Here is a 16,391-nt window from a genome sequence, read left to right as displayed (position 1 = left end):
CCATTCATCTTAGGTGTTAGCAATGATTACCGCTCGTTGCGCGATCATCAGCCAGAGAAGCCAGGATGACCTCTGCTGTACGGTAAGCGGAATCGGGCCGGGCGAGTCGGGCTGCCTGGGCAGCAGCTTGCGACCATGCCGTTCGCTCCTTGGCCAGACGCTGCAAAACACTGGCGATTTCTGCAGGAGTCTCTGCTGCATAAGCGACACCTTTTTGCTGCAGGAACCTGCTGTTTCGCTGTTCTTGTCCCGGCAGCGGTCGATATAGAATCAGCGGTGTCCCCATCGCCAAGGCCTCCGAACAGGTTAAGCCTCCAGGCTTGGTTACCAGTACATCAGCCGCACCCAGCCATTGCCACATCTCCTCCACGTAGCCTTTGATGTGCAGGCGATGCATCGAGGTCGAGCCTCTCTCGCTATATTGCTGCAGGCTGGCTAGCTGCCGCTGATTCCGACCGGTGATCACAACGATCTGCAGCGGCACATCCAACTCTGTCAACCGCTGAACGACCGGTACATAGTCGTTATGCCCTGCCTCACCACTGCAAAGCAGCACGGTAAACAGATCAGGGACAAGTCCCAGCTTCTTTCGCCATTCTCTTTTGGTTCGTTTACTCCCCTCTGCATAAGAAGGGCGGATCGGGATGCTGTATGCGTAAATCCGGTTCGGGTCGACGTCGAACTTCTGCACCAATTGATCCCCGATTTGCTCATCCGAGACGATATAGTAATCAATTTCCCGGTTTACCCAGAAGCTGTTTAGCTGAAAGTCAGTCTGCGCAATACCTAGCTGAAATGGTTTGCTGGTGCGTCGTTTGGCCCATGCCAAAGCGGGCAAGCAGTAGGCATGTGTCGCGATCACAACTTCTGGTGCTTCAGGCTCAATCACTTGCCTCAACAGCCGTTCTCCCAGCACCGCTGCAAGCGGTCTATGCAGCATCCGCTTCCAATGCTTCTCCCGCTCATAAATCCTCTGCCACAGGCGCGGAGCTCGGGTTAGCGAAAAGTGGTATGCCTTGTGGGAGATCTGACGCAGAAGCGGACTGGCCGCAGCTAGTCCGTAAATGATGTTGACCTGGATCCCGGTATTCATCTCACGAACGGCCTCAGCAATCGCAAGTGCAGCCATTTTGTGCCCACTGCCGGCCCATTCTTCGGTACAAATGACAACTTTTTTCTTCATGATAGCCCTATACCACTGCCTTCCGGCAAATATCGTTTGAGCAGTTCTTCTTTGGACATGTACACACGCGTTAAGGCAAGATTTTGATGATGATGAAGGCGCTTATGACCGTCTGGGTGGATCAGACGAATCATCAGCTTCAGATACCAGCGTTTATAGCGGAAAAAAATGGTTAGTGGTACTTCCGAAACAGTGAATCCGAGCTGCTCGGCTCCTTTGTACAGCATGGTCGTTCCGACGATTCCCTTGATCTGTTCGGACTGAGGCAGAGAAGCGACGTAAGCAGCCAGTTGGGGAAGCGACTCCAGCACATGCCGCCGAAGCAGCAAGACCATCCTCGTATCATTTTTGATTCCCTGAAACATGGTGGCCAGATGGTAATTGTGGATGTGCAACTTGATGATCAAGTCGCCGGGATGGATTTGCCGACCGTCTGATGTCGTCAGTACTTCTCCTCTGTATCGCAGCAGAACGATGCGAAAAATGTTTTTTCCCTTATCCACGTACTGCAACCTGGTACAACGTTGATAGACAGTGTCCCATACGCCCCAGAGGGATAAGATGCCGGCATTCATCCTTCAATCTGATCCTCCCCTGTATTTTTACTACATAGTATTGCCACCAAGTTGAAAAAGAACGCAAAAGGAACGCTGGAGATAGCGTCCCTTTTTGCCAGTTCATGCCTTCTTTTTGACCATACCCAGCAATGCGATGAACACGAATGAGACCACCGGAACCAACGAATGGTAATAGGGAATCACCTGCAGATAGTGTCGCAATGCGGGATCTTCGCTCAACATGCTGATCGCCGTATACGCCAAGATGGCCGCCCCGATGTAAATCAACAGGGGGTATCGGTTGATCAACCTCGCGACGAGAGTGCTCCCCCACACCAGCAGCGGGATACTCAATCCAAGGCCGAACAATACCAGCAATAAATCGCCATGTGCGGCGCCTCCTACTGCCAGTACATTGTCTAGACTCATCACAAAATCAGCTAATATGATCGTCTTGATCGCCTGTGCCACACTCTTGCCATATACTACATCCATTGATTCCGCTTCCTCTTCCAGCATCAGCTTGCCGGCAATCCAGAGCAACAGGATGCCTCCTGCTGCCTTGATCAATGGAATATGCAGCATCCACGTGGCCATCCCGGTCAGTCCGATTCGCAGCAGCACTGCTCCTACCGTACCATACACTACGGCACGGCGACGCTGCTGTGGATGCAAGCCGCGGCAGGCCATCCCGATCAACACGGCGTTGTCGCTGCTCAATACCAGGTCGATGAACAGAATTTGAACAAACGACAACCAAAACCCTGCGTCCATCCCTGCCCCCTCGTCTTTCACACGATAGACGTTCACTAGTAAACCTTATGTATCATTTGGCAGGGACATGACAAGCTCTTTAGCTGTGCCAGAGTGATCTCAGAACATGTTCAATCAGCATGGGGACGATGCGTTCGGCATAGGTGAGCTCAACTCGCCCCCATTTTTTGTGAGCATCGTAGCCATACGGCCCGATGTTGACGATTGGCACATTGAGTTGACGGATCTCATCAAATGGTACGTGATGCCGGTTGCCCCAAGCGGGCATGTTTGCCTTATAGCCGTCAATCCCCTGATCGTCGTCACTCAACTTGACAAAACTCATGTCAGAGATATACGGAAAGAACGGACGGACGACGATCGGATGCGGATACATCTGCTGCACTTGTTCAACTGCATGCTCAACGGCCTGCAGCAGTCGCGAGTCGTCAGGATCATCGGCAGAGAGGGCGATACGTGGCGAGTACAACGAGGAGTAAAACAAAACGCACACTGGATCTTCATTCCGATCGAGACGACGCAGTTCCTCCACCTGACGACAGCAGTAGAAGCGGATGTCCAAGTCGGCCGCTGCTAGCTCCTCTCTTTTGCGGTTCAGTACCTGTTCCACCTTGTCTCCATGCTCGGTCCGCAAGTACTCTACATACTCCGCGTACGTATAGACACGGGGTTTTAGGGTGACTGGCTGTGGCGTACTGCCGGTGCGTTCACAGTATGATTGATAGCGGGCAGCATACGTCTCAATCGCCCGTTCAAAGGCGCGAATAGCACATTCTTTCATTATTTCCATTACCTGGAGCGGGGATTGTGAGACAACCAGATAGTTGTAGTAAGCAAAAGCGGCAAGCGGTGTCTGCACATCGTAGTACGGTTTCAAGTCGGTCTGTTTTAGACTGACTGGCGGTGGAGTCACTTCTCCGTACATTTGATCACACAGAGATGGGTTGTAGTCAATCTCCCGTGTCAGCTCAGCCAGCACCAGGTTGGGATCAAATCCATCAAAGGCCTGACCGACATGGGTCTCCTTGCCCGCGACAAAAAAGGAGGGGAGCAGTTTGCCGACTGTTCCCGCATAGATATAGCGGTGCGGATCTCCTTGATAACGGGCCGTTACGAAATCGGTGTTGATGGCAGCACGAATCGACAGCTTTTCTTGTTTAGCCAACTGGTTCAGAAACGGCACGGCAGCAAGAATCCCGTTCGAGCTATCTTCCTCGTCGCATTCCGCAACCAGGATCAGGTTTCCTCCCAACTTCGACGTATGCTCACTGTAGTACTGCAGGATGCTCAGGTTCGCTGCCAGCCCACTCTTCATATCGAGCGTTCCCCTCCCGAACATCCAGTCACTGTCACCTAGATGTCCTTTTACCTCATCTGGCACCTGCTGTGACAACAGCATCTCTTTCAACTGCCACGGTTTCGTTGCCTTCTCCTGCAACGGTCCGTAATCGTCGGTTCCGACGGTATCCACATGGCCAATGAGCAAGGTCGTGTCCGCCTCATCTGCCTCCGCCCTGACCAAAGCAATCAGATTGTAGCGCTGGCAGTTTGACTCGCCCGTCGATTGCAGCCAAATGCGCTTTGGATAGCGCTGAAAATACGCCCACTTTTTCACCTCTTCATAAAGCTGAACGGTAATCTCCGCTTCCCCCTGAGTGTTGACAATACTCTTTCGTTCAACCAGCCATTCTGTCCACTGTCTAACCCGATCCGGATCTATTCTCATTTGAAGTCTCCTCTCCTTTTTGGCTCGTTACTTCCTTCTCCCTTTCCCTTCTTTCTCCTGCCTGAACGGTACCTCAGTAACTCTATATCATGTCCGGATGTTCATTCCATCGTTTGACAAAAAATGTCGGAAAATGAAAAACGATTTTTGTAAAAATAAGCGGAAAGATTCTTGCATTTCCAACTTCGCATCAAATACCATGAAATGGGGGAGGATGAAAATGGCCAGTACAGTCACGTTAAACATGGAGGATATATCCAAAAAGATTCTTAGCTTGCGGTCACTGATTACCGTACGGTGGCTGCAAGAGGTGGAAGAACAACTCCATATCGAATTCACCATGCCATTGGAGGTTGCCGAACGTCGCACAGAACTGATCGCACGTTCATTGGTGGAGGACGTCAACGACGATTTGCAAATCTGGTCGAGGGATATGGGGAATTGGATGCTTTCCCAGCAACTGCCCCTTTCTTCGATTCTGCGCACCTACCAGCTTTACCGCAATGTATTCTGGAGCATTCTGCGTCCTGCCCTACCCTTTTGGACGTTAAGCGAGCAAGACATCCTTCTTCTTGAGCAAAAAATCGGTCAGTCCATAGACGAAGCCCTGTACTGGGGCGTTTATCATTTTGAACAGGCTGTTAACGCCGAACTAAGCAAAAAAGAAGAGATGATCTCGATTTTGCATAATGACAAGCTAGCCATCTTGGGCAAGTTGGCTGCCAGTATGGCACACGAATTGCGCAATCCGCTCTGCGCGATCGAGGGCTTTCTCAAGTTGATCCGCGAATCAACGCGAGGCGAATCAAAGATGGAATCGTACGTTGATGTGATCATGCACGAATTTGCCAACTTGCACCGGCAGATCACAGGATTTCTTAGTTTCTCCCAGAAACCGATTCTCGATGAGGTATTTAAGGAAGTGGCGTTTTCGCAGTTGCTGGACGAGGTGGAGCTGCTGATCAAGCCTCGAATCATTGCGGAAAATATCGTTTTTGAACGTAAGGTTGATTCGTTTTCCCTGCACTGTTACGAGGACGGATTGAAGCAAGTACTGGTGAACCTGTTTCACAATGCCATTGATGCTGTCCAAAATACCGCTACGAAAGAGATTCGCATTTTTGCCCGGACCCGAGCAGGCCGCGTTCTGATCACCGTGGAAAATACGGGAGAAGTGATTCCCAGCCACTTGTTGGAGAAGCTGTACCAACCCTTTTTCACAACGAAGAACAACACCGGAATCGGACTTTCCATCTGCAAAAACATAATCGAGAAGCACAACGGCACAATCCATTGTCAATCCAAGCCTGAACTGACACAGTTTTTCATCGATCTTCCTCAGATGCAGCCACCTTCCCTGTTGGGAAGAACCCTAGCCGAATCCTAAACAGAGCAGTTGCCCCTGATACGCACCCTAATTACAACCAGGACTTTAGAACTAATCCAAACCGACTTTTTTTCTATATCTCTGCTACAATGTTCGACATAAAGTGGATACTTTTCACCCAGCCGACCCTGTTGTGGTTCCTTTCCAACGAAAAAAATCGTGCAGCGGTCCAGAAGGATGCTGCACGTCAACCAAATAAATTAGGGCGTGTTGACAACGTACCAAAGGTACAAGGTTTACACGCTTTTTTGTCGGATACGAATACCACACAGTGGACTTGGTGTAAATGTCAACCGCAAAAAACAAGCCTATTTCATCATCTGTTTTATTAATTCACGGTTCCGACTTTTAAAAATATCATTATGTGAAGAAACGGTTCCGCTTTTGTGCGCTTCAGGCTGTATATATTGTTTAGCTTGGTTTACCGCATTCGCCGCATCTTGAAATGCTCCAGCAATCAAATGCAATTTGCCCTCATGTTTAAGGATATCTCCCGCTGCATAAATACCTGGAATGGACGTAGCACTGGTGGCACGACCGGAAATAAAGTACTCGTCTATTAACTCAAGCTTTATTTTGCTATTTTCCAATAATGACTTGTCGCGTTCATAGCCATGATTGATGACCACCTCGTCAACGGGCAGTTTATGTACCTCACCTGTTATATGGTTAGTCAGCTCAACCTGTTCAATCTTCTCCTGATTGGGGCAGGCAATCAACTTGGTAATGGTTGTATGAAAGAAACATTTTACAGAGCTGTTCATGAGTTGTTTTACTTGAGCCTCATGTCCTGAAAACGTGTCTTTTCGATACGTTACGTACACTTGACGGGCTATGGGTTCAAGCTCGTTTGCCCAATCAATCGCTGAGTTTCCTCCGCCGGAAATGATCACGGTTTTCTCCTTAAAACGCAACAGCGATTTGACCGTATAATGTAGGTTTGTCACCTCGAACTTCTCTGCACCTTCCAAATCAATTTTTTGAGGCTCTAAGATGCCTCCTCCTATCGCTACAATGACCGTTTTTGTATAATGCTTTTCTCCTGAGGCAGCATGTAGTACAAATAGACCTGATTCATCACGTTCAATCGATTCCACTTTCTGATTTACTACCACGGTCGGGTTAAAGGTTAGTCCCTGCTCAACCAGTTGTTCGATTAATTTTTCTCCAAGAATGGGCGTAAGGCCGCCGACATCCCAAATCATCTTTTCCGGATAGACATGAATTTTTCCGCCCAGTTCCGGTTGATACTCGATCAGCTTGGTCTTCATTTCTCTTAGACCACTGTAAAAGGCAGAGAAAAGACCGGCAGGCCCTCCTCCGATGATTGTGACATCATACAATTCCTCGTGCTTGTTCATTTGATCCTCTCCTCTGTGACGAACACTCGCATACCCGGCGCAACGATTACAATCAGCGGCTCGCTCTATTGGACTAGAATGTTTTCCATGATGGTTTTTACTCCTAGCTCAATTCCCAACGGTCCGCCAGCCGCAATCGAACTGTCCAAAGCGTACATACGCCCATTCCTTATTGCGTCAAGAGAATTCCATACAGAATCACTCTCCATATTTTTCAGGTATTTATCTACGTTTTTAGACGATCCGCCTATATCAGCAACAAACATGTAATCAGGGTTCATCGCTGCCAGACCCTCTAACGAAATCTGCTCCCCTTTTGTTGACATGTCCACATTTTGCTTGGTGGCTGTAGGCCAAGACCGTTTTCTTTGTTGAAAACAAACTGTGTTGTAAAGGCCCAAAATTGCTTATCTCCCAGCATAATAACTCCAAAAGTTTTGTCGCCGTATTCCTTTAATTTCTCTCTTGAATCTGCAATCAATGCTTCAATTCGCGCAATTTCATCCTCAGCCTTTTGCTCTTTTCCAAAGATTTTTCCATAATCTCGTATCGCACCTTGCCAATTGTTTTCATTGCTATCCACGGTAATAACAGGGGCTATTTTCTCCAGTTTTTCGCCGTAGTCCCCAAACCGACTCGAAACCATGATAATTAAATCTGGATTGATTTCCACATTGGGATTGGTTATTGATCCGAGATCCGCAATATCGTTATCCTTGTACGGAGCCAAAGACACCCATTCATCAAGTACGTTCATATCCGTAGCCGCTATAGGGGATTCGTCCAGTAAAAACAGATGCTCAAAATTACGGAAGAATAGGAGAGCTACTCTCTCAGGTTTCTTTTCTAATACGATCTCACGACCAAGAACATCTGCATACGTTCTCGGCCATTTCTCCGTTTCCAGATCGTTTTCTTCGGGTTGGCTTGCCTTCGTTACGGGAGATGGGCTGTTGGGCACTCCAGCACATCCGGCCAAAATACCTATCAAAAGTGCGATTGAGATGATCAGTCCAATAAATCTTTTCATTCTGACTCCTCCGATATGGCCTTCCATTTTGCCTTGACTATCTTGGCTAAAGCTAGTTTAGCAAAACTTATCTTATGTATGAATGAAGCCATCCTGAAATCCATATGGATTATTCCTGAATCTCCCCCGGAATTCGCCAGGGGAGACGCCAAACTGTTTTTTAAATATACGGCTGAAATAGAATGCGTCGGTATAACCGACACTTTTGGCCACCTCACCTATCGGCGCGTCGGTAGCCACCAAGCAATCCTTCGCCCGATTAAGACGGTATGCCATCAGATATTTGCCGGGTCCCATACCTGCGTACTTCTTGAAAACATAGAATAACCTGTTTTCATTGATATCATTTTGTTCCGCTAAAGCACGTACGGTCAGCGAGTCCATATAATGCTCGTGGATATATTTCGATATTTGCTCGAATAAAGCTTGCTCACTGTCATTGCTTTGGTTGCGGACACAGACGAACAATTCCTCCAGTGCACAACGGAAGAGCGTTTCTGTCTGAAATGCGGGAATCCCACCCGGCTGGCGGGACAACCGCCACAATAGTTCAAGCAGCTCCGTCAGGCGAGGGCTTTGCCCCAGTGCAAGCTGGAAATGCGTCTTGGGCAGGCAAAATCCTGTCGGCTCGGGAGCGCAAATACGATACAGCACAAGCAGGTACTCCCATCTGGTATTGCCTATGACTCGTCTATCCAATTGCATATGTGCACCGCCGTGCACCACATATCCCGGAGCAAGCGTATAAGGCGTCCCATTGAAAACAAACTCAGCATTTCCTCTTAATGGAAATACAAAGCCAGGGAAAGGTTCGGTGTAGCCATCACAGCGCAATTCCCGGATCACGCACAAAGCGACAGACTTGTTCCACGCGAAAAGAGGTATGCGCAAAATGCTCCGCAAGCTTGTTAATATCGATCTGCATTGTCCATACCTCCCACTTGCTTACTAGTTCATTCGTTGATCTGATCCTCTCCCCGACGAACAATCGCACTGATAGAGCAAGCAGACGCATACTTTCATCATACCCATATCGATATTGATAATCAATATCGATATGAACGTTGTCGTATTTTTTTTGAATGCGGACATTTTCAAACAAAAAAATCGTGCAGTGGTCCCGAAGGATTGCTGCACGTCAATGCACAATAAATAAGGTAGAGTGCGAATTAATCGCCTCTACCTCTGCTTTTATAGTTATGGAGCGGGTGATGGGAATCGAACCCACGCATCCAGCTTGGAAGGCTGGAGTTCTACCATTGAACTACACCCGCATATTTACGGAAGCATCTTTTTGGTGCCGAGGACCGGACTTGAACCGGTACGGTAGTCACCTACCGCGGGATTTTAAGTCCCGTGCGTCTGCCAATTCCGCCACCCCGGCAAAAATGGTCGGGAAGACAGGATTTGAACCTGCGACCCCTTGGTCCCAAGCCAAGTACTCTACCAAGCTGAGCTACTTCCCGTTTGCAATGATGGATTTAAATAAAATGGCGTGCCCTGAGAGATTCGAACTCCCGACCTTTTGATTCGTAGTCAAACGCTCTATCCAGCTGAGCTAAGGGCACATCGGAATCAAATGAAAATGGAGCGGACAACGGGGCTCGAACCCGCGGCCTTCGCCTTGGCAAGGCGACGCTCTACCAGCTGAGCTATGTCCGCATTTCTGAAATGGAAATGATGGTGCGGTCAAGAGGACTTGAACCTCCACGGTGTTGCCACCACTAGAACCTGAATCTAGCGCGTCTGCCAATTCCGCCATGACCGCATATCTGATTTGGGAGTAATGGTGAGCCATGAAGGACTCGAACCTTCGACCCTCTGATTAAAAGTCAGATGCTCTACCAACTGAGCTAATGGCTCAAAGCAATGGTGGGGAGAGACGGATTCGAACCGCCGAACCCAGAGGGAGCAGATTTACAGTCTGCCGCGTTTAGCCACTTCGCTATCTCCCCATCTTTATTCCTTTATTCACATCGTGGTGCCGGCGATAGGAATCGAACCCACAACCCCCTGATTACAAGTCAGGTGCTCTACCAATTGAGCTACACCGGCTAGATACCAAGCTTTTTGTTTATGTTCATTTGATTTGGAAAGAACTTTTAAGGTAAATCCGGTACGGATAAGAGACCCGTCATTTGAAGAAAATGGCGGAGCTGACGGGACTCGAACCCGCGGCCTCCGGTGTGACAGACCGGCGTGAACTCCAACTTCACCACAGCTCCATATGTTTTTATTCAATCATTCAGGATATTTAGGTTGCACCCTACCGGGTATTACTGTCTCACCTTAGCACTAAAGGATATTCAACGTAGTAAAGGTGATATTTGGTTGCGGGAGCAGGATTTGAACCTGCGACCTTCGGGTTATGAGCCCGACGAGCTACCGAACTGCTCCATCCCGCGCCGATTACCTGATAAGTGGTGGAGGCTGACGGGATCGAACCGCCGACCCTCTGCTTGTAAGGCAGATGCTCTCCCAGCTGAGCTAAGCCTCCATACATGGTGACCCGTAGGGGATTCGAACCCCTGCATGACAGCGTGAAAGGCTGCTGTGTTAAACCGCTTCACCAACGGGCCGTAAGAAAAGGAATAATGGTGCTCCCGACAGGAATCGAACCTGCGACCTCTTCCTTACCATGGAAACGCTCTACCGACTGAGCTACAGGAGCATGGCTCCTCAGGACGGACTCGAACCGCCAACCTACCGGTTAACAGCCGGTTGCTCCACCATTGAGCTACTGAGGAACAGTATGAGGTGCCACGAGCAGGCGATGATGCCTGTGCCAGTCACACCTTCAAAACCGGATAACAGAAGTATAGAACAAGGAAAAGAAAGTGTGGATAAGTCCTCGACCGATTAGTATTCGTCAGCTCCACGCGTTGCCGCGCTTCCACATCGAACCTATCAACCTCATCGTCTCTGAGGGGTCTTACCAGCTTGCGCTGTGGGAAGTCTCATCTTGGAGGGGGCTTCACGCTTAGATGCTTTCAGCGCTTATCCCGTCCGCACATAGCTACCCAGCTGTGCCACTGGCGTGACAACTGGTGCACCAGCGGTGCGTCCATCCCGGTCCTCTCGTACTAAGGACAGCTCTCCTCAAACTTCCTGCGCCCGCGACAGATAGGGACCGAACTGTCTCACGACGTTCTGAACCCAGCTCGCGTACCGCTTTAATGGGCGAACAGCCCAACCCTTGGGACCTACTACAGCCCCAGGATGCGATGAGCCGACATCGAGGTGCCAAACCTCCCCGTCGATGTGGACTCTTGGGGGAGATAAGCCTGTTATCCCCAGGGTAGCTTTTATCCGTTGAGCGATGGCCCTTCCATGCGGAACCACCGGATCACTAAGCCCGACTTTCGTCCCTGCTCGACTTGTAGGTCTCGCAGTCAAGCTCCCTTGTGCCTTTACACTCTACGAATGATTTCCAACCATTCTGAGGGAACCTTTGGGCGCCTCCGTTACCTTTTGGGAGGCGACCGCCCCAGTCAAACTGCCCACCTGGCATGGTCCTCGCACCCGATCAGGGTGCCGAGTTAGAAACTCCGTACATCAAGGGTGGTATCCCAACGGCGCCTCCCCCGATGCTGGCGCACCGGATTCTCAGGCTCCCACCTATGCTGTACATGATGCACAAAGTTCCAATACCAGGCTACAGTAAAGCTCCATGGGGTCTTTCCGTCTTGTCGCGGGTAACCTGCATCTTCACAGGTATTATGATTTCACCGGGTCTCTTGCCGAGACAGCGCCCAAGTCGTTACGCCTTTCGTGCGGGTCGGAACTTACCCGACAAGGAATTTCGCTACCTTAGGACCGTTATAGTTACGGCCGCCGTTTACTGGGGCTTCGGTTCAAAGCTTCGCTTCTACCCACCGAACACAAGCTTACGCTCGCGTTCGGCGGGGCCCAGAAGCTAACTCATCCCCTTAACCTTCCAGCACCGGGCAGGCGTCAGCCCCTATACTTCGCCTTGCGGCTTCGCAGAGACCTGTGTTTTTGCTAAACAGTCGCTTGGGCCTTTTCACTGCGGCCCCCTCGGGCTCAGCCCACCTGACACAAGCTTACGCTCGTGTCAGGCGGGGACCCTCACCCTACCGGGGCGCCCCTTCTCCCGAAGTTACGGGGCCATTTTGCCGAGTTCCTTAGCAAGAGTTATCCCGCGCACCTTAGGATTCTCTCCTCGCCTACCTGTGTCGGTTTGCGGTACGGGCACCTTGTTCCTCACTAGACGCTTTTCTTGGCAGTGTGAAATCAGGGACTTCGGTACTTGTATTTCCCTCGCCATCACAGCTTGTGCTGGATGGTATGCGGATTTGCCTGCATACCACACTTGCTGCTTGGACGGCCATCCAGTAGGCCGCTCACCCTATCCTCCTGCGTCACGCCCTCGCTCAAACGGAACAAAGGTGGTACAGGAATATCAACCTGTTGTCCATCGCCTACGCCTTTCGGCCTCAGCTTAGGTCCCGACTAACCCTGGGAGGACGAGCCTTCCCCAGGAACCCTTAGGCTTTCGGTGGACAAGATTCTCACTTGTCTTTTCGCTACTTACACCGGCATTCTCACTTCCAAGCGCTCCACCGCTCCTTCCGGTACGGCTTCACCGCTGCTTGGAACGCTCCCCTACCCAGTCCGTACGGACTGCCATAGCTTCGGTGGTACGTTTAGCCCCGTTACATTTTCCGCGCAGAGTCACTCGACCAGTGAGCTATTACGCACTCTTTAAATGGTGGCTGCTTCTAAGCCAACATCCTGGTTGTCTGGGCAACTCCACATCGTTTCCCACTTAACGTACACTTGGGGACCTTAGCTGATGGTCTGGGCTGTTTCCCTCTTGACGATGGATCTTAGCACTCATCGTCTGACTCCCGGACATAAGTCATTGGCATTCGGAGTTTGACTGAGTTCGGTAACCCGATGAGGGCCCCTAGCCCAATCAGTGCTCTACCTCCAAGACTCTCACTGGACCCACCGAACCCAAGCTTACGCTCGTGTTCGGCGGGGTCCCATCCGAGGCTAGCCCTAAAGCTATTTCGGGGAGAACCAGCTATCTCCGAGTTCGATTGGAATTTCACCGCTAGCCACACCTCATCCCCGCACTTTTCAACGTGCGTGGGTTCGGGCCTCCAGTAGGTGTTACCCTACCTTCACCCTGGACATGGCTAGATCACACGGTTTCGGGTCTACGGCAACGTACTTGCGCCCTGTTCAGACTCGCTTTCGCTGCGGCTCCGTCTCTTCGACTTAACCTTGCACGCTACCGTAACTCGCCGGTTCATTCTACAAAAGGCACGCCGTCACACATTGATCGTGCTCCGACTATTTGTAAGCACACGGTTTCAGGTTCTGTTTCACTCCCCTCCCGGGGTGCTTTTCACCTTTCCCTCACGGTACTGGTTCACTATCGGTCGCTAGGGAGTATTTAGCCTTAGCAGATGGTCCTGCCAGATTCACGCGGGATTTCCCGTGTCCCGCGCTACTCGGGGTCCGTCTCGGAGAGACGCGCGTTTGGGTTACGCGACTGTCACGCTCTCTGGTCCACCTTTCCAGATGGTTCACCTACGCGCGTCTTTTGTAACTCCACGTGAGACGCCCCACAACCCCGCAAGGATAACCTTGCGGTTTAGGCTCTTCCCCGTTCGCTCGCCACTACTAGGGGAATCACTCTTGTTTTCTTCTCCTCCGGCTACTTAGATGTTTCAGTTCACCGGGTCTGCCTTCTCGCCACCTATGGATTCAGTGACGGATACCATCCCATTACGGATGGTGGGTTGCCCCATTCGGAGATCCCCGGATCAAAGCGTGCTTACCGCTCCCCGAGGCTTATCGCAGTTCGCTGCGTCCTTCTTCGGCTCCTAGCGCCAAGGCATCCACCGTGTGCCCTTAGTAACTTAACCACACGGATGTGATTATGTCTGCGTTGCGACGCACAGGACGTGCTAGTGTCGGCGTAGTCCCATGGACGGGACGTCTCTAGCCGACCCAACAGGACGTTGGCGCTTTTAGCAGACGAAACCACACGTTTTTCGTGTCATGTCGTGGGACATGCCACGTCTTGCATTCCTTGTCTATACTCGTTATCCAGTTTTCAAGGTACGACAATATCTAAGAGTCCAACCTCACAAGAGGTCAAACCGCCTGGCAGCGTCCTACTCTCCCGGCCCCCTTCGGGGCAAGTACCATCGGCGCTGGAGGGCTTAACGGCCGTGTTCGGCATGGGAACGGGTGTGTCCCCTCCGCCATCGCCACCAGACGACGCACAGGATGTGCTAGTGCCTGCATTGCCACAGGATGTGGCGCCTTTAGCAGGCCTTCCTGTGTCTTTCGAGACAGGATATTTACTTTACCACGTCTGCCTCAGAGAGGCAAGTGGAAGTTGAAGGAAATGCTCCCTCAAAACTGAACAGCGAAAACGTTTGTAGCCGAAAGCTCCATAGAAAGGAGGTGATCCATCCGCACCTTCCGGTACGGATACCTTGTTACGACTTCACCCCAATCATCTGCCCCACCTTCGGCGGCTGGCCCCTTGCGGTTACCTCACCGACTTCGGGTGTTGCAAACTCTCGTGGTGTGACGGGCGGTGTGTACAAGGCCCGGGAACGTATTCACCGCGGCATGCTGATCCGCGATTACTAGCGATTCCGACTTCATGCAGGCGAGTTGCAGCCTGCAATCCGAACTGAGACTGGTTTTCAGAGATTGGCTTGCCCTCGCGGGTTCGCGTCCCGTTGTACCAGCCATTGTAGCACGTGTGTGGCCCAGGTCATAAGGGGCATGATGATTTGACGTCATCCCCGCCTTCCTCCGTCTTGTCGACGGCAGTCTCTCTAGAGTGCCCAACTGAATGCTGGCAACTAAAGATAAGGGTTGCGCTCGTTGCGGGACTTAACCCAACATCTCACGACACGAGCTGACGACAACCATGCACCACCTGTCACCGCTGCCCCGAAGGGAACCTCCATCTCTGGAGGGATCAGCGGGATGTCAAGACCTGGTAAGGTTCTTCGCGTTGCTTCGAATTAAACCACATGCTCCACCGCTTGTGCGGGCCCCCGTCAATTCCTTTGAGTTTCAGTCTTGCGACCGTACTCCCCAGGCGGAGTGCTTATTGCGTTAGCTGCGGCACTGAGGGTATCGAAACCCCCAACACCTAGCACTCATCGTTTACGGCGTGGACTACCAGGGTATCTAATCCTGTTTGCTCCCCACGCTTTCGCGCCTCAGCGTCAGTTACAGGCCAGAAAGCCGCCTTCGCCACTGGTGTTCCTCCACATCTCTACGCATTTCACCGCTACACGTGGAATACCGCTTTCCTCTCCTGCACTCAAGCCAGACAGTTTCCAATGCACACCGGGGTTGAGCCCCGGCCTTTCACACCAGACTTACCTGGCCGCCTGCGCGCGCTTTACGCCCAATAATTCCGGACAACGCTTGCCACCTACGTATTACCGCGGCTGCTGGCACGTAGTTAGCCGTGGCTTCCTCGTCAGGTACCGTCAAGGTACCGCCTTGTTCAAACGGTACGGTTTCGTCTCTGACAACAGAACTTTACAACCCGAAGGCCTTCTTCGTTCACGCGGCGTTGCTCCATCAGGCTTTCGCCCATTGTGGAAAATTCCCTACTGCTGCCTCCCGTAGGAGTCTGGGCCGTGTCTCAGTCCCAGTGTGGCCGGTCACCCTCTCAGGTCGGCTACGCATCGTCGCCTTGGTAGGCCGTTACCCCACCAACTAGCTAATGCGCCGCAGGCCCATCCGTAAGGGGTAGCTTGCGCCACCTTTCCGTTCTCTCCCATGCGGGAGACAACCCTATCCGGTATTAGCATAAGTTTCCCTATGTTATCCCGATCTTACGGGCAGGTTGCCTACGTGTTACTCACCCGTCCGCCGCTAGGCTCTCAGGAGCAAGCTCCCGATCGCCCCGCTCGACTTGCATGTATTAGGCACGCCGCCAGCGTTCGTCCTGAGCCAGGATCAAACTCTCCATTAAAAATAAGAAAGAAATTGATCTCGGTTCAAAAGCATTTGCTTAGGCTTCATATAAACGCTTCGCTGTTCAGTTTTCAAAGAGCATGTTCGATTTGTTCTCGCCATTGTGTCTTGCAAAGTAGCGACTCTTAGAAGTCTATCACAACAAACCGATCTTATCAAGTGGTAATTTTTCACTCCGTTGCACCTGCGTTAGCCGGGTTCTGTACCGACCGAATAGGAGCAACGAGAAATAATATAACAAAGCTTGCAAGCAGTGGTCAAGAGTTTTTTTCAAGCAAAATAATCCAGTTATTCAACCGTAAGCGAATGCTGCCTTTCAGCTTGAACAACCGTACAAATCTTTCTTCAGATTGCCTGGTAAAGAGAAAAGGAGACCTCCGC

General features: G+C 51.1%; 8 protein-coding genes, 15 tRNA genes, 3 rRNA genes and 1 pseudogene. 1 reads left to right on the top strand and 26 read right to left on the bottom strand.

Translation table 11 applies throughout. The features are described from left to right. Positions 1 to 16 precede the first annotated feature (16 nt). The 4 genes from LOK74_RS03640 to LOK74_RS03625 all read right to left on the bottom strand — a co-directional run bounded on the left by LOK74_RS03640 (position 17) and on the right by LOK74_RS03625 (position 4,240). Entirely contained in the window at positions 17 to 1,183 is a 1,167-nt protein-coding gene (locus tag LOK74_RS03640; protein ID WP_230045244.1) for an MGDG synthase family glycosyltransferase, read from the bottom strand. Then, the gene (locus tag LOK74_RS03635) at positions 1,180 to 1,758 is read right to left on the bottom strand and encodes a YkoP family protein (protein ID WP_420908721.1); all 579 of its coding nucleotides are present in this window, start codon (positions 1,756 to 1,758) and stop codon (positions 1,180 to 1,182) included. The genes LOK74_RS03640 and LOK74_RS03635 overlap by 4 nt, the downstream gene beginning before the upstream one ends. A gap of 102 nt (positions 1,759 to 1,860) precedes the next feature. After that, positions 1,861 to 2,514, bottom strand: coding sequence for a TerC family protein (locus LOK74_RS03630; RefSeq protein ID WP_230045242.1), 654 nt, complete (start codon positions 2,512 to 2,514; stop codon positions 1,861 to 1,863). 79 nt (positions 2,515 to 2,593) lie between these two features. Beyond that, a complete protein-coding gene (locus LOK74_RS03625; protein ID WP_230045241.1) occupies positions 2,594 to 4,240 on the bottom strand; it encodes a M20/M25/M40 family metallo-hydrolase in 1,647 nt (548 codons plus the stop codon). Positions 4,241 to 4,460: 220 nt separating this feature from the next. Here LOK74_RS03625 and LOK74_RS03620 point away from each other — a divergent pair, with 220 nt between their 5' ends. Then, a complete protein-coding gene (locus LOK74_RS03620) occupies positions 4,461 to 5,627 on the top strand; it encodes a sensor histidine kinase (protein ID WP_230045240.1) in 1,167 nt (388 codons plus the stop codon). 308 nt (positions 5,628 to 5,935) lie between these two features. Here the strand turns inward: LOK74_RS03620 and LOK74_RS03615 are convergent, their stop codons facing one another. From LOK74_RS03615 to LOK74_RS03515, 22 genes and pseudogenes are all read right to left on the bottom strand, one after another. Next, the gene (locus LOK74_RS03615; RefSeq protein WP_230045239.1) at positions 5,936 to 6,988 is read right to left on the bottom strand and encodes an NAD(P)/FAD-dependent oxidoreductase; all 1,053 of its coding nucleotides are present in this window, start codon (positions 6,986 to 6,988) and stop codon (positions 5,936 to 5,938) included. A 65-nt stretch (positions 6,989 to 7,053) separates the two neighbouring features. Continuing rightward, positions 7,054 to 7,269 carry a substrate-binding domain-containing protein gene (locus LOK74_RS24025; protein WP_255679491.1) on the bottom strand — a complete coding sequence of 72 codons (216 nt, stop codon included), beginning with the start codon at positions 7,267 to 7,269 and terminating at the stop codon, positions 7,054 to 7,056. Between the two features lie 14 nt (positions 7,270 to 7,283). Then, positions 7,284 to 8,018: an ABC transporter substrate-binding protein gene (locus LOK74_RS24020; protein ID WP_255679490.1), complete on the bottom strand. Its 735-nt coding sequence runs from the start codon at positions 8,016 to 8,018 to the stop codon at positions 7,284 to 7,286. A gap of 72 nt (positions 8,019 to 8,090) precedes the next feature. Continuing rightward, positions 8,091 to 8,943, bottom strand: a pseudogene (locus LOK74_RS03605) (helix-turn-helix domain-containing protein). Positions 8,944 to 9,218: 275 nt separating this feature from the next. Continuing rightward, positions 9,219 to 9,292, bottom strand: a tRNA-Gly gene (locus tag LOK74_RS03600). A 21-nt stretch (positions 9,293 to 9,313) separates the two neighbouring features. Then, positions 9,314 to 9,402, bottom strand: a tRNA-Leu gene (locus LOK74_RS03595). A 5-nt stretch (positions 9,403 to 9,407) separates the two neighbouring features. Continuing rightward, a tRNA-Pro gene (locus tag LOK74_RS03590) sits at positions 9,408 to 9,484 on the bottom strand. 25 nt (positions 9,485 to 9,509) lie between these two features. Continuing rightward, a tRNA-Arg gene (locus LOK74_RS03585) sits at positions 9,510 to 9,586 on the bottom strand. A gap of 18 nt (positions 9,587 to 9,604) precedes the next feature. Beyond that, positions 9,605 to 9,680: transfer RNA gene (locus LOK74_RS03580), tRNA-Gly, on the bottom strand. A 19-nt stretch (positions 9,681 to 9,699) separates the two neighbouring features. Beyond that, a tRNA-Leu gene (locus tag LOK74_RS03575) sits at positions 9,700 to 9,786 on the bottom strand. Between the two features lie 19 nt (positions 9,787 to 9,805). Then, a tRNA-Lys gene (locus tag LOK74_RS03570) sits at positions 9,806 to 9,881 on the bottom strand. Between the two features lie 7 nt (positions 9,882 to 9,888). After that, positions 9,889 to 9,973: transfer RNA gene (locus LOK74_RS03565), tRNA-Tyr, on the bottom strand. Between the two features lie 24 nt (positions 9,974 to 9,997). Beyond that, a tRNA-Thr gene (locus tag LOK74_RS03560) sits at positions 9,998 to 10,073 on the bottom strand. A 93-nt stretch (positions 10,074 to 10,166) separates the two neighbouring features. Continuing rightward, positions 10,167 to 10,243 (bottom strand) — tRNA-Asp (locus LOK74_RS03555). Positions 10,244 to 10,346: 103 nt separating this feature from the next. Next, positions 10,347 to 10,423: transfer RNA gene (locus LOK74_RS03550), tRNA-Met, on the bottom strand. A 16-nt stretch (positions 10,424 to 10,439) separates the two neighbouring features. Further along, a tRNA-Val gene (locus LOK74_RS03545) sits at positions 10,440 to 10,515 on the bottom strand. Positions 10,516 to 10,520: 5 nt separating this feature from the next. Next, positions 10,521 to 10,597 (bottom strand) — tRNA-Glu (locus LOK74_RS03540). Positions 10,598 to 10,613: 16 nt separating this feature from the next. Continuing rightward, a tRNA-Thr gene (locus LOK74_RS03535) sits at positions 10,614 to 10,689 on the bottom strand. A gap of 1 nt (position 10,690) precedes the next feature. Then, a tRNA-Asn gene (locus LOK74_RS03530) sits at positions 10,691 to 10,765 on the bottom strand. Between the two features lie 92 nt (positions 10,766 to 10,857). Beyond that, a 23S ribosomal RNA gene (locus tag LOK74_RS03525) occupies positions 10,858 to 13,918 on the bottom strand. 239 nt (positions 13,919 to 14,157) lie between these two features. Further along, a 5S ribosomal RNA gene (rrf, locus tag LOK74_RS03520) occupies positions 14,158 to 14,274 on the bottom strand. 184 nt (positions 14,275 to 14,458) lie between these two features. Next, positions 14,459 to 16,008: ribosomal RNA gene (locus tag LOK74_RS03515) — 16S ribosomal RNA — on the bottom strand. The 16S, 23S and 5S rRNA genes sit together here with 15 tRNA genes alongside, the layout of an rRNA operon. Positions 16,009 to 16,391: the final 383 nt, after the last annotated feature.

Origin of the sequence: Brevibacillus humidisoli (assembly GCF_020923435.1) — a bacterium.
Lineage (GTDB): Bacteria > Bacillota > Bacilli > Brevibacillales > Brevibacillaceae > Brevibacillus_E > Brevibacillus_E humidisoli.
This window is presented reverse-complemented; position numbering and strand designations above follow the sequence as displayed.

Bases quoted from the DNA above. Each gene is read 5' to 3' on its own strand.
- LOK74_RS03615 (WP_230045239.1), bottom strand. From the start codon at position 6,988: ATGAACAAGCACGAGGAATTGTATGATGTCACAATCATCGGAGGAGGG.
- LOK74_RS03620 (WP_230045240.1), top strand. From the start codon at position 4,461: ATGGCCAGTACAGTCACGTTAAACATGGAGGATATATCCAAAAAGATT.
- LOK74_RS24025 (WP_255679491.1), bottom strand. From the start codon at position 7,269: ATGAACCCTGATTACATGTTTGTTGCTGATATAGGCGGATCGTCTAAA.
- LOK74_RS03630 (WP_230045242.1), bottom strand. From the start codon at position 2,514: ATGGACGCAGGGTTTTGGTTGTCGTTTGTTCAAATTCTGTTCATCGAC.
- LOK74_RS03625 (WP_230045241.1), bottom strand. From the start codon at position 4,240: ATGAGAATAGATCCGGATCGGGTTAGACAGTGGACAGAATGGCTGGTT.
- LOK74_RS03635 (WP_420908721.1), bottom strand. From the start codon at position 1,758: ATGAATGCCGGCATCTTATCCCTCTGGGGCGTATGGGACACTGTCTAT.
- LOK74_RS24020 (WP_255679490.1), bottom strand. From the start codon at position 8,018: ATGAAAAGATTTATTGGACTGATCATCTCAATCGCACTTTTGATAGGT.
- LOK74_RS03640 (WP_230045244.1), bottom strand. From the start codon at position 1,183: ATGAAGAAAAAAGTTGTCATTTGTACCGAAGAATGGGCCGGCAGTGGG.